Source organism: Nodosilinea nodulosa PCC 7104, from assembly GCF_000309385.1.
In the GTDB taxonomy this organism is placed as follows: domain Bacteria; phylum Cyanobacteriota; class Cyanobacteriia; order Phormidesmidales; family Phormidesmidaceae; genus Nodosilinea; species Nodosilinea nodulosa.
This window is the reverse complement of record NZ_JH976537.1, coordinates 3,814,618-3,826,581: the sequence shown is the minus strand read 5'-3', so window position 1 is coordinate 3,826,581 and position 11,964 is coordinate 3,814,618. Positions and strand designations below refer to the sequence as shown.

The following is an 11,964-nucleotide window of genomic DNA, read 5'->3' as shown; positions in this document are numbered from 1 at the left end:
ATTAGTGAGTTGCAAGACTATTTTTTAATTGTAACAATCTTGCAACCCGCTCTCAGATTTCTGCGGCAGGACAGTCAAGACACGATGTTGCCACCATTGATGCTGCCGCCATTGAGGACTCGTAAAGGCACAGGTTCCGCATAGCCTGCCCTTGTCCCCCGTCGCCGCAGCGGCAGCGGCACATCCAAATTAATTTCCCGAGCGGCCCGTACCAGTAGAGCGGCGGTAGCTAAACTGGCAACCATCGAACTGCCGCCATAGCTCAGCAGCGGAAAAGGAAGGCCAGTCGTGGGTAGCACCCCTGTGGCTACCCCCATATTCAGCAGCGACTGACCCACCAACACAACCATGGCCCCCACTGCCACCAGCCGATACAGGGGCTGCTTTAGCCGCAGTGCAACCAGCAGCGCTACAGATGCATAAATTCCTAGAAATGTCAGCAGTACCAGGCAACCCACAAAGCCAAACTCCTCGGCGTAGACCGCAAAAATAAAATCTGTGTACTGAATTGGCAAGGAGTACAGCTTCTGCTGAGACATGCCAAACCCCTGCCCCCAAACTCTACCTGAGCCGATTGCCAACAGGCTCTGAACCAGTTGATATCCCTGGTCACCGGGGTCAGCCCAGGGATTCAAAAACGAGATAATACGCTGGCGCTGGTAGGTCTTTAAGCTAACGCTCACCCCCGCCGCCAGCAGTCCCCCCCCGGCAGTCAGCAGCAAATAGACATACGGAATTCCCGCCGCCAAAGCAATCAACCAGAGAGTGAGACCGCAGATAGCCGCCGTACTCAGGTTAGGCTGCATTAAAATCAGCCCCAAAATAGCGCCAAAAATGACCAGCCAAATGAGGCGGATTGGCCAGGTCAGCTGGTTCCAACAGCCAAACAGCCTGGCCCCCTGCAATACCAGGCAGGGCTTAATTAGCTCCGAAGGCTGAATCATAAATGGTCCCAGAGGCAGCCAGCGGGTAGCCCCATTAACCGTCACACCCAGGGCCGGAATCAGAGTCAGAGCCACTAAGCCCACTAGCACCAGCAGCACAATACCGGATCCCTGAAGCAAGCGGTCTAACGAGGTATGAACAATGCGGTTGAACACCACTAGGCCAACAGCCACCCAGAGCAGCTGCACTATGACGTAGTGCAAACCATAGCCATGTTCTGCCACGGCCACGGCGTAGGATGCCGAAAACAGAACGAGCAGCCCACCTCCTAGCCAAACAAAAGTTAGCCAGCGCAGCCAACGCGCCTCTGCTGACCACTGACCCACCGTAGGATCAAACCATGGAACTAGTCGAGCAATATCCACCCTGCTACCCCTTGTGCCGAAGGGCTAAGTCTTTCAAGGGCCAAGTATAGCGGAGGGGGATATTTTTGTGGTTTTTTTGTGAACCCAAAAACCACAGAAATATTCCCAAAAACACAACGGCAGGGCTAGCCCTCTGGCCGACCCTGCACGTATCGCAGCATTAAAAATGCCGTAAAAATTTTTATCGGATGCCCTGCTGTGGCAATACCCTTAGAGCAAACCAGTGTTAGCTCCCTGCCGACCAGTGGCCAGTTCAACCTTGACGATTTTGCCACCCATTTTCTGAATTCGCTGCTGCTCTTTAAACCAGTTATCGTAGGGCACCAGCTTGGTAAAAAAGGTATTTTGCAGTTCCCGCTGGGTACGAATTCTAGTTTGGCTAGGAACACAAGCGGTAATCTTAAACATTCGCATGGCCGAAAACTCTCCTGCTATCTCACTGGACAGATGTAAACACTGAAAAGCCAGAGTCGAAAGCCAATGCTGTGGACAGAAGGAAGACAGTACAGCACAACCCAGTGTCCTCAACACTCGCTTCTAACTCTGGCCTAGGTTCGCTTCGGCCACTGGCCAAAGCACGCGGATGAGCCTGGACTAGCTCAAGCCAGAGCAGATGTAGTCGAAGTAAACGCCCATTTCCTTGCCAGCGTCAGCGCCTACTAGGCTAGCAGTGACTTCTTTCATAGCCTGGATGGAGTTGACGGTTGCACCAATGGGTACCCCCAGGGAGTTGTAGGTTTCCTTGAGGCCGTTTAGCACGCGCTCATCCAGGATGGAGGGATCCCCAGCCAGCATGGCATAGGTAGCGTAGCGGAGGTAGTAATCGAGGTCGCGGATGCAGGCGGCATAGCGACGGGTCGTGTACATGTTGCCGCCGGGACGGGTGATGTCAGAGTACAGCAGGGACTTAGCCACAGCTTCTTTGACGATTTCCGCAGCGTTGGCGCTGATGGTGCTAGCGGCACGAACCCGCAGTTCGCCGGTCTGGAAATAGGCCTTGAGCTTATCTAGAGCAGACCCATCCAGGTACTTGCCCTGCACATCGGAGGAATTGATAACAGAGGTAATTGCGTCTTGCATTGGTGAAGCTTCCTTAGAACTGACGTATTCTCAACAACGAATCGACGGAGTAGCGCAGTGGCGCCTACTGCATAGCGCCGACAACATAGTCGAAGTAAGATGCGGCTTCAGAGGCATCGTCACTGGACAGCAGCCCGGTTGCCACAGACTTCATGGAGCGCACAGCCTCTGCCACAGCAGGAATGGGGGTGCCCAGGGAGTTGTACATTTCACGCACGCCAACCAGACCGATTTCTTCGATGGGGGTGACATCGCCAGCGACCACACCGTAGGTGATCAGGCGCAGGTAGTAGTCCATGTCGCGCAGGCAGGTCGCGGTCATTTCTTCGCCGTAGGCGTTACCACCGGGAGAAACAACGTCAGGGCGCTTTTGGAACAGCTGATTGCCGGCTTCCTTGACGATGCGCTCGCGGGATTCGGTCAACACCTGAGCGATCCGCAGACGGCGCTCACCAGAGGTAACAAAGCCCTTGATGCGATCCAGTTCACCGGGGCTGAGGTAACGAGCCTCAGCATCGGCATTCACGATTGACTTCGTGACAATACTCATTGATGGATTCCTCCGAAAAATATGACCAGATAGTAATGAAACTGGCATTTAAAGGTGCAGGGCCAGAGCTAACTCTATATAGAATCTCAGATCTGGCAACCTTCCCGATTAATTGTCCGGTATTGCGTAAGCCTTCTTGAAAGTCGCGAAATATTTTGTAACAGTTTTCCTCAGTTTCTCCGAAGGCTGATGGAAACGCTATTTTGAAGGCCTAAGAGAATGCCTAAAGCCTCAAAAAGACGTAAACCGGATGCAATTTAGAACCCGGCTTTAATATTTCGTAACAGTATCAGGTTGGGATACTGCCAGGATGGATTGTCGGCAAAACTAGGCTTATCCTGTGAAGCTACAAAGCCTGGTGTGGATGGGTTTTCAGTCATCCACACCAAGGCAGCACCGCGATCTAAGCGCGACGGTAGGGAACGCCCTGCTCACCAAAGTAGCGCAGGTATTCTGGCGAGCTAAGCATCGCTTCCGCGACAGCCATCGCGCCCTGTTGGGCCGCGATCGCTCCATACTCAGTTCCGTCCTCTAGACTGCGGCCCAGCAGCTGGCGGCCCATAATGGCCACCAGTTTTGGCACTGGATAAGCGGCTATAAACCTCTCCTGATAGGCCGGAGACTGCACCAGCTGACGGATAAATTCGCGCAGGGTAAGGCGATCGCTGTGAACTAGCGCCTCCGCATCAGGCAGCCGCCACTCCGAGGGAATTTCCCCCTCGGGCAGCACCATCACCTGGCGGTAGACCGCCGTCAGCACCTGATCTACCTGCCCACAGCCAGACCCTGGGTGAAGACGGTAAAACCGAGTGCTGGGTACAGCAGCAGCCATACCAGTCTCCACCGAAGAGCGACCCACGGTGGCAGCCAGCTCAGCCGCAGCCGCTTCTTGGGACGCTACCGCCCCAGCCATCAATGGCATATCAGCCACATCGACGGCGGTCTTAGCGCTGGCAAAGCTGGGCACGATTAAATCGCGGTTTTGCTTGGTCAGACGGTTGTAGAGCTTCTCGGTGTTGGGGAAGTTAGCTGCTGGCAGGGTGGGGTAGCGACGGTAGGGAACCGTATCTTCGCCAAAGTTTTCAGCATACTCAGTGGTATTGAGCATGGTCTGAATAAACCCGCGAATGCCTTCGCTAGCTAACACCTGGTTGTACTTGCGAATTTCTGCCTGGTCCATCGGAGCGCGGCCCAAGAAATGCTTGGTGCCAAACTCGATCACTTGGGTATTGGGGTAGGGCGCGTAGAACTCTTTGATATAAAGAGATGAGGTGCCTAGACCCTCAATAAACTCTTTGACACTGATTTCGCCGTTACCGAGCTTGCTCTCCAAGGCGGTAAATTCGCTCTTGACGATGTAGGGAGCGATGTCTCGCTCAAAGATCTGCCGATAGGCAGCGGCTGTCACCACCTTGAGGTTGGGCTTGTCGGCTAGCGACGTGAGCTTAAATACCTTGGTCTGCTGCCGCTGGCGGTTAACTCCCTGACCCACGCGACGCTGAACCTCGGGGATCGCCCGATCTTCAGACACCGTACCCAACTCGACAAAACGGGGAATGCTGGTATCGGCGGTGGGCACCATGCCTTTTTCGGCTAGGCTACCCGCCCGCATGCTGCGTAGAGCCAAACCCTTTGGAGTCAGGTAGCGCTCGTAGGGAACCGTGTCTTCCCCAAAGGCTTCGGAGTACTCCTGGCTGTCAATAATGGCATCAACCAGGGCATAGAAACCCTTTTTGGCGCAGATGTCAAAGTAGGCGTTGGTTTCGTTTCGCCCATAGGTTGGCCGACCCAGCAGTCTCCGGTGAATGTATTCCACCGCCTTCATCACGTATAGCGACGACCAGTAGGTCTTGCGGAAGGCCTCAGACTTTGCGATCGCCCGAATAAATTCTCTAACCGTAATCTCACCGTTCTCCAGCTTGATTTCGGCTACGTTAGAGCGCTGCCCCGAGTAAACCTCGCGACCAAACACCTGACGATAGGCGGCACTGATCACCGTCTGGGTTGAGCTTTCGGAGTAGCGCACGCTGGCCTGGGTATTCCCCGTTCTGGGAATTTGATCCAGCTTGAACACCTTAGCCCCCAAAGAACCAGGGCTTTCAGGCCGAGCAGCGGGGTTGCTCAACTGGTTGTTGATACCAGGACCGTTGTGAATGAGAATACGGCGGGTATCTTTGTTGAAGAAGGCAGGCGTGGCGCTGGGGTTGCGGGTCTCCTTGGGGAAAATAGCCCCAAACTGAATTTCCAGCGGATCATTGCCAGAACCGTAGGGGTGCTGGTCGGGCAGAGGCTGCTCGTAGGCCGCAAATAGCGTAATAAACTGCGGCTTCTTGCGGAACGGCGCGCTGTAGTTAAACAGATCGAACTGAGGCCCCCAGTTGCGGCACTCCTGGGCTTCCTGGCCCAGACCGCGCAGGTAGGGTACCGTTTCCTCGCCAAAGTAGTCGGCGTACTCTTTCGAGTCCACCAGGGCATCAATGAGAGCGGCAAAGCCACCGCTAGAGACGATAGAGAAGTAGTCACGCACCTCTTCCCGCGAGCTAGGGGCACGTCCCAAAATGTGGCGGAAGGCCAGTTCCAGCGCGCGGCTGTTGATGTAGGAGTCGAAGAAATTCTTGCGGTACAGGGGCGACTTGGCCAAACGGCGCACAAACTCTTTCATCGAGATTTCGCCGTTTTTCACCTTCGATTCCAGATCGGAAACGGAAAGCGAATAGGCCCGAGTGATATCCCGCTCAAAGATCTGCCGATAGGCGGCTTTCACGACGTCGTTTTTTTCTACCGCCGACAACCCCGGCTTCATGGCGTACTTGGGTCGACGCTCGGCGGCATTGGCGTAGATCTGAGGTAGTTCAAGCCCTTGCAAATCGCCAGAAGGACGCTGACGCAGCTTATTCGAGGGAGTCGGGGCCTTAAACTCGCTCAGCAGCACCCCAAAGTACTGGGTCACAATATCCTGGGCCTCGGGGTCGCCATTTAGATAGCGCAGCGCCCCTGCCTTCATGGTTTGAATGGCCACAACGGTCGCCGCCGAAGAGCAGGCCGTCTCAATGATTTCGCGCAGGCCGCGTACGTTCACCGAGATGATGTTTGGATCGCCCGCCACGATGGCATAGGTGACGTAGCGCAGGAACCAGCTCATGTCGCGCAGCGACTTAGTCATGTTGCCGGGGCCGTAGCGCGACACGTTGATCGGGCGGAACCCAGGCGGCACTGGCCCAGACGGCGTAGAGCTAAACAGGTTTTGAAACAGGCCGCCGCCGCTCTCAATAAAGGTGGCGGTGCCCAGTCGGGACGCCTCTGTTTCGTCTAAAACAGTACCAGCCCGGGTCTTCTCAACGGGCGATTCACTCTCAACCCGCTCCAGGTAGGCCAGCGGCGACCCCCCAGTAAAGATGCGGTTGGCCGCCTGGGAGACAATCAACTCGGAGTAGCGGGTCAAGATTTCGGCAATCTGAACTCGCTTTAGACCAGAACCAAAAAAGCTCGACAGCTCATTTAGCTCGCCCCGGCCCATGTAGCGGTCTTGCTGCTCGGCCTGGGAAATTGTGGCCATCGGCAGAGTTTGGTAGAGCTGGGGCCGCGCCGGTGCACTTCCACCACTTGCTTTAACACTCATGCGTTTTCAAAGGCTCCCTATGCGGACAATGACGGCATCAAAAAAGAATCTATCAATCGGCTCGAGGGTGCAACCCTGCAATTCTCAGGAACTCTCCCTGAAACAACGCACAGTTGACAGCCCCGGTTGAAGGTAAAGCGTTGTTAACCTCACCTGCCACACACTCAAGCAGGGCACCGAATGCGGTATCTATGGATGGCAGGCTGTTCGCTGACCTGGAATCAGATTAAACCGTTTCAGGACAGCAACACAGATTATTAAAAACTGTGTAACATCCGACCTGGCAAATGCCTTTGGTCATCATAGAGGATGGTCATGACACTCCTGAGAAGGCGGATAAGTTTTGTAACGTTTCGTGATAAAGCTGAGAGCCATAGGCCCTGATCCTCGCCGGAAGAAGGGTTGAGCCGCTGGCCAACTGTAACGCTAGGCCCCGGTGCGGCCTAGCCCATAGATTCAAACTTGATCTAGTTACTGGGGCATCGTCAGCGATCGCTCCTTGCCCCTGCCCCGTGCCCTGAACTGACCGATTAGCCATGAACAACTCAACAAAAACCCAGGCGATCAGCGATGCGGTAGCCAGCCTGTACAACACCTACCCCTTTCCGCCGGAGCCCATCTTGGATGAGGCTCCACCGGGCTATAACTGGCGCTGGTACTGGCCTACGGTCTACAGCTTTTGCACCGGGGCCGCCCCCGTCGACGGATCGGTGCGGGTGCTGGATGCGGGCTGCGGAACGGGGGTCAGCACTGAATATATAAGTCACCTCAACCCCGATGCGGACGTCCTGGGGATTGATTTGAGCGAGCGGGCGATCGCCACCGCCACCCAGCGCTGCCAGTCCTCTGGGGCCACCAATGTTCAGTTCCGCCAGCTCAGCATCTATGACGTCGATCAGCTGGAGGGGGAGTTTGACTGGATCAACTGTGTCGGCGTCATCCATCACATGCCCGACCCCCTGGCAGGACTGCGGGCGTTGGCCACTAGGCTGGCTCCCGGCGGCTTCATTCATCTATTTGTGTATGCTGCCGTGGGTCGCTGGGAAATTTCGCTGATGCAGCGCGCGATTGCGCTTGTTCAGGGCAGTCAGCGAGGCGACTATCAGGATGGTGTGCGGGTGGGGCGGCAAATCTTCGCCACTCTGCCCGAGGGCAACCGACTCAAGCAGCGGGAGCGCGATCGCTGGGCCATGGAAAACCAGCGCGACGAGTGCTTTGCCGACATGTACGTCCATCCCCAAGAAGTCGACTACACCCTGGATGATCTATTTAAGTTAATTGATGCCTCGGGTTTGGAGTTTGTGGGCTTCTCAAACCCCGAGGTGTGGCAACTCGATCGCCTGCTCGCCCAAGACCCGGCTCTCCTCGCGCGGGCCAAGCAGCTCCCGCTAAAGGACCAGTACCGACTAATCGAGCTGCTCGACCCAGAGATTACTCACTTTGAGTGGTTCCTAGCCCGTCCTCCTTATCCCCGCATCAGTTGGGAGGACGATGCCGCACTGCTTGCGGCAACCCCAGGTCGAAACCCCTGCATGGAGGGCTGGCCCAGCCAGAGCATTTTCGACCACAACTACCAGATTATTGCGCTGAGTGAGACGGAGTTTAAGGTGCTGCAGGCCTGCGATAGTCAGAGATTAGTCCAGGAGAGCCATCGCCAGCCCGCCACGGTGGCCGACCTGATTTCTCAAACCGGGGCCACCCTAGAGCAAATTCGCCAAATGCACCAGAAACAGCTAATCCTGTTGCGCCCGTAACAGCAGCTTCAATAAAGTTAGGCCGAAGATGGCGGATTTACTTTTGGGAAACGTCTATTAAGTATTATTGCCGTGATATGATCACCCATGGCCTGTCTACACAGGTGAAACCCTTTAACGGCTAAGGATTAGGCGCTTTCGTGGCCCCACTGCCCTCCGAACACACCGACGCGATCGCCCCAGCTGAGGCAGAGATCGACCCCGGTCAAACCGACGGTCATAGTCTTCCTCCCGCTTCGGCAACCGCGATGGAAGAGTACTATCAGCTTCAGCAAAACCTGCTGCTAACAACCCTGGCATTCACAGGCATCATCTTTGTCTCCGCCTGGCTGACCTACTCTCTGCCAATTGCTCTGAATTATTTAATAGGAGCGTGCGGCGGTGTGGTTTACTTGAGGATGTTGGCAAAAAGTGTAGCCAGCATTGGGCGCGGAAGCGCCAGACTGGGGAGTGGCCGATTGGCCCTTGTAGTCGGTCTGGTTTTAGTGGCTACCCAATGGCAGCAGCTTCAGGTTGTACCCGTTTTCCTAGGGTTCTTAACCTACAAGGGGGCGTTAATTGCTTACACCCTCTGGACTGCGGTGCTGCCAAAATCATCGCCTGAGTCATCTCAGACGTCTGGCTAGCCCTAAATCGGTGGTTCCCAAGCATAGCATGCTTTTTCCTGGCAGGTCTTAAGGAGAAGTCAATTTAAGAGATGGCGCTCAATATGCTAACTATTCATCCCTTAGTCCTGGCAAAGCTAGAGGTTGGCCAGCATTTGTACTGGCAGCTCGGTGGCCTTAAACTCCACGGCCAGGTCTTCTTGACCTCCTGGTTTGTCATCGGCGCTTTGCTGCTAGTTTCATTTTTAGCCACCCGCAATATCCAGCGGATTCCCTCCGGCCTCCAGAACTTTATGGAGTATGCCCTGGAGTTTATCCGCGACCTAGCTAAAAACCAGATTGGTGAAAAGGAGTATCGGCCCTGGGTTCCCTTCGTCGGCACTCTGTTCCTGTTCATCTTTGTGTCCAACTGGTCTGGGGCGCTAATTCCCTGGAAGCTTATTCACCTACCGGCCGGTGAGTTGGCCGCACCGACTAATGACATCAACACCACCGTAGCCCTGGCGCTGTTGACGTCCTTAGCCTACTTCTATGCCGGGTTTAGCCATCGAGGGCTGGGTTACTTTGCCAAGTACATCGAACCCACGCCTATTCTGCTGCCTATCAACATTTTGGAAGATTTCACCAAGCCTCTCTCCCTAAGTTTCCGTCTGTTTGGAAACATCCTGGCCGATGAATTGGTGGTCGCTGTGCTGGTCTTGCTGGTACCTCTCTTCGTGCCGCTGCCAGTTATGGTCTTGGGTCTGTTTACCAGTGCGATTCAGGCACTGATCTTTGCGACCCTAGCAGCGGCCTACATCGGCGAGGCGATCGAGGGGCATGGTGGTGAAGAGCATGAATGATCCCCTCTAGGGACATTCAGTTTGTATTGGCTGACGGGGCAGGTGCTGTCAGCCGACGTGGTCTTAGGGCCGCACCTACAAGAAACGCCTCTCGCGCGTTGTCTACGACCTGATTAACTTGTTGTTGATTGTCTAAGAGGTAACGACATGGATCCTATTATCGCAGGCGCTTCCGTAATTGCAGCTGCTCTAGCCGTTGGTCTGGCAGCTATTGGCCCTGGTATTGGTCAAGGTAATGCCGCTGGTCAAGCGGTGGAAGGTATTGCTCGCCAACCCGAGGCTGAAGGCAAGATTCGCGGCACTCTGTTGCTGAGCTTGGCCTTCATGGAAGCGCTGACCATCTACGGTCTGGTGGTTGCCCTGGTGCTGCTGTTCGCCAACCCCTTCGCGTAGAACGAAATCGCTGGGATAGGGAGAGGTCTTGCACCTTTCCCTGCCTATCGATTTTTACGCTTTCATTCTGTAGTGCTGGCCCTGGGCCGATGTAAAGGGCATACCCACAATGATGAATTTTGTTTGGTTACTGGCGGTTGAAGCCGCTGAAACAGTTGAAGAGGGCGGTGGTCTATTTGATCTCGATGCCACTCTGCCGCTGATGGCGGTGCAGTTTGTGCTGCTGGCCGTGGCGCTGAACGCTTTGTTTTATAAGCCCCTGGGCAAAGTTTTAGACGAACGTGACGGCTACATCAGTTCCAATCAGGTTGATGCGGCAGAGCGTCTGGCTAAGGCCGAGCAAATTGCTAACCAGTATCAGCAGGAACTTGCTGAAACCCGCCGTCAGGCTCAAACGGTAATTGCCGAGGCCCAGGAAGAAGCCCAAAAGATTGCGTCTAAAACTGTCGCGGCTGCTCAGCAGGAGGCCCAGGCCCAGCGAGAGCAGGTGCAGCGAGAGCTAGACGAGCAAAAGAGTCAGGCCATGGCTACCCTGGAGCAGCAGGTGGACGGCCTGAGTCGGCAAATTTTAGATAAGCTGCTGGGTTCTTTAGCGGCCTAAGGCTATCGGTAATGGCAGGATGGTTTGGCCTCCCTGGAGTTGCCCGCGTCGTTGACGGAAAGTAGGGATATGACTATTGGTTGGTTACTGGCGGCGGAAGAAGGTGGTTTTGGCGTGGATTTCAACATCCTAGAAACCAACCTGATTAATTTGGTCATTATTATTGGTGTGCTGTATTACTTTGGCGGCAAATTCTTAGGGAAGACCCTATCGACCCGCCAGTCAGAAATCAAAACGGCGATCGTTGAGGCCGAGCAGCGGAAGAAAGACGCCGCAGCGGCCCTGGCCGAGCAGCAGCAAAAGCTAGCCCAGGCGCAGGAAGAGGCTAAGAAAATCTTGGCCGAAGCCCAGACAACGGCGGAGCGTAGCCGCGATGAGATCTTGAAACAGTCCCAGATCGATGTGGAGCGCATGCGGGCTAACGCCGCCCAAGATCTCACCGCCCAGGAGGCTCGAGTCATGCGTGAGCTTCAACAGCGCATCGCCGCTTTGGCCATGGAGCGCAGTGAAGCCGCTCTGCCCGATCGGCTGAACGAGGATTTGCAGCGGCGCTTGGTGGATTCCAGCATTGCTCGGATTAAAGGAGAGTAGCTATGAACGACACAAGCCTGAGTTCTGAAATTGCTGGCCCCTACGCTAAGGCACTGATGTCGGTGGCGGAAGATCACAATGCTATCGACCAAGTGGGTGTCGAAGTTGCCGACCTGCTAGAGGCGCTGACCAATTCTGACGAATTAACTGGTTTCCTCGCCAATCCCCTCATGGCTCCCGATACCAAAAAGGGCGTACTGCGCCAGGTTGCCGAGGGGAAAGTGAGTGACTTCCTGCTGAGCTTTCTGCTCCTACTGGTGGATCGTGGGCGGGTGGCTTTCTTGACGCCCATTCTGCAGCAGTACCAAACCCTGCTGAGGGAGCTGAACAACACCGTTTTGGCCGATGTGACCGCAGCGGTTGATCTGTCTGATGATCAGCAGAATGCCATTCGCGATCGCGTCAAGGCCATGACCGGGGCCAGCAGCGTGGAGCTATCGGTCATGGTCGATCCATCGCTGTTGGGTGGACTGATCATCAAGGTTGGCTCCCAGGTAATTGACGCCAGCCTGCGCGGGCAACTGCGCCGCATTGGTATGCAGCTGGCAACTTCCACCTAGCCGGGCGGCGGCACTGAATCAAACTTGCCCCTGGTTGGGCAGTTTCTCTGACGTTTCGT

The 11,964-nt window shown here is 55.3% G+C and carries 12 protein-coding genes; 7 read left to right on the top strand and 5 right to left on the bottom strand.

The window, feature by feature from the left end; all coding sequences use genetic code 11:
- Positions 1 to 74: 74 nt before the first annotated feature.
- The 5 genes from LEPTO7104_RS34365 to LEPTO7104_RS34360 all read right to left on the bottom strand — a co-directional run bounded on the left by LEPTO7104_RS34365 (position 75) and on the right by LEPTO7104_RS34360 (position 6,559).
- On the bottom strand, positions 75 to 1,310 hold the full coding sequence (locus LEPTO7104_RS34365; RefSeq protein WP_017299913.1) for an FtsW/RodA/SpoVE family cell cycle protein: 1,236 nt from the start codon (positions 1,308 to 1,310) through the stop codon (positions 75 to 77).
- A 210-nt stretch (positions 1,311 to 1,520) separates the two neighbouring features.
- Positions 1,521 to 1,724, bottom strand: a complete 204-nt coding sequence (locus LEPTO7104_RS0117675; protein WP_017299912.1) for a phycobilisome linker polypeptide — start codon at positions 1,722 to 1,724, stop codon at positions 1,521 to 1,523.
- A 180-nt stretch (positions 1,725 to 1,904) separates the two neighbouring features.
- Entirely contained in the window at positions 1,905 to 2,390 is a 486-nt protein-coding gene (apcB, locus tag LEPTO7104_RS0117670) for an allophycocyanin subunit beta (RefSeq protein ID WP_017299911.1), read from the bottom strand.
- Positions 2,391 to 2,454: 64 nt separating this feature from the next.
- Positions 2,455 to 2,940, bottom strand: a complete 486-nt coding sequence (apcA, locus tag LEPTO7104_RS0117665) for an allophycocyanin subunit alpha (protein WP_017299910.1) — start codon at positions 2,938 to 2,940, stop codon at positions 2,455 to 2,457.
- A 403-nt stretch (positions 2,941 to 3,343) separates the two neighbouring features.
- On the bottom strand, positions 3,344 to 6,559 hold the full coding sequence (locus tag LEPTO7104_RS34360) for a phycobilisome rod-core linker polypeptide (protein ID WP_040695522.1): 3,216 nt from the start codon (positions 6,557 to 6,559) through the stop codon (positions 3,344 to 3,346).
- A gap of 536 nt (positions 6,560 to 7,095) precedes the next feature.
- Between LEPTO7104_RS34360 and LEPTO7104_RS0117655 the strand changes: the two genes are divergently transcribed.
- The 7 genes from LEPTO7104_RS0117655 (at position 7,096) to atpH (ending at position 11,905) form a co-directional block, all read left to right on the top strand.
- Positions 7,096 to 8,313 carry a class I SAM-dependent methyltransferase gene (locus LEPTO7104_RS0117655; protein WP_017299908.1) on the top strand — a complete coding sequence of 406 codons (1,218 nt, stop codon included), beginning with the start codon at positions 7,096 to 7,098 and terminating at the stop codon, positions 8,311 to 8,313.
- Positions 8,314 to 8,561: 248 nt separating this feature from the next.
- Positions 8,562 to 8,939 (top strand): ATP synthase subunit I, encoded by a 378-nt coding sequence (locus LEPTO7104_RS43685; protein ID WP_040696943.1) that lies wholly within the window; start codon positions 8,562 to 8,564, stop codon positions 8,937 to 8,939.
- Between the two features lie 71 nt (positions 8,940 to 9,010).
- Positions 9,011 to 9,760, top strand: a complete 750-nt coding sequence (gene atpB / locus LEPTO7104_RS0117645; protein WP_017299906.1) for a F0F1 ATP synthase subunit A — start codon at positions 9,011 to 9,013, stop codon at positions 9,758 to 9,760.
- Positions 9,761 to 9,907: 147 nt separating this feature from the next.
- Entirely contained in the window at positions 9,908 to 10,153 is a 246-nt protein-coding gene (gene atpE, locus LEPTO7104_RS0117640) for an ATP synthase F0 subunit C (protein ID WP_017299905.1), read from the top strand.
- A gap of 109 nt (positions 10,154 to 10,262) precedes the next feature.
- Entirely contained in the window at positions 10,263 to 10,754 is a 492-nt protein-coding gene (locus tag LEPTO7104_RS0117635) for a F0F1 ATP synthase subunit B' (protein ID WP_026072815.1), read from the top strand.
- Between the two features lie 69 nt (positions 10,755 to 10,823).
- Positions 10,824 to 11,345, top strand: a complete 522-nt coding sequence (locus LEPTO7104_RS0117630) for a F0F1 ATP synthase subunit B (RefSeq protein ID WP_017299903.1) — start codon at positions 10,824 to 10,826, stop codon at positions 11,343 to 11,345.
- Positions 11,346 to 11,347: 2 nt separating this feature from the next.
- On the top strand, positions 11,348 to 11,905 hold the full coding sequence (gene atpH, locus LEPTO7104_RS0117625; RefSeq protein ID WP_017299902.1) for an ATP synthase F1 subunit delta: 558 nt from the start codon (positions 11,348 to 11,350) through the stop codon (positions 11,903 to 11,905).
- Positions 11,906 to 11,964 lie beyond the last annotated feature (59 nt).

Coding starts and splice junctions, on each gene's coding strand:
- LEPTO7104_RS0117675 (WP_017299912.1), bottom strand. CDS start 1,724: ATGCGAATGTTTAAGATTACCGCTTGTGTTCCTAGCCAAACTAGAATT.
- apcB (WP_017299911.1), bottom strand. CDS start 2,390: ATGCAAGACGCAATTACCTCTGTTATCAATTCCTCCGATGTGCAGGGC.
- apcA (WP_017299910.1), bottom strand. CDS start 2,940: ATGAGTATTGTCACGAAGTCAATCGTGAATGCCGATGCTGAGGCTCGT.
- LEPTO7104_RS34360 (WP_040695522.1), bottom strand. CDS start 6,559: ATGAGTGTTAAAGCAAGTGGTGGAAGTGCACCGGCGCGGCCCCAGCTC.
- LEPTO7104_RS0117655 (WP_017299908.1), top strand. CDS start 7,096: ATGAACAACTCAACAAAAACCCAGGCGATCAGCGATGCGGTAGCCAGC.
- LEPTO7104_RS43685 (WP_040696943.1), top strand. CDS start 8,562: ATGGAAGAGTACTATCAGCTTCAGCAAAACCTGCTGCTAACAACCCTG.
- atpB (WP_017299906.1), top strand. CDS start 9,011: ATGGCGCTCAATATGCTAACTATTCATCCCTTAGTCCTGGCAAAGCTA.
- atpE (WP_017299905.1), top strand. CDS start 9,908: ATGGATCCTATTATCGCAGGCGCTTCCGTAATTGCAGCTGCTCTAGCC.
- LEPTO7104_RS0117635 (WP_026072815.1), top strand. CDS start 10,263: ATGATGAATTTTGTTTGGTTACTGGCGGTTGAAGCCGCTGAAACAGTT.
- LEPTO7104_RS0117630 (WP_017299903.1), top strand. CDS start 10,824: ATGACTATTGGTTGGTTACTGGCGGCGGAAGAAGGTGGTTTTGGCGTG.
- atpH (WP_017299902.1), top strand. CDS start 11,348: ATGAACGACACAAGCCTGAGTTCTGAAATTGCTGGCCCCTACGCTAAG.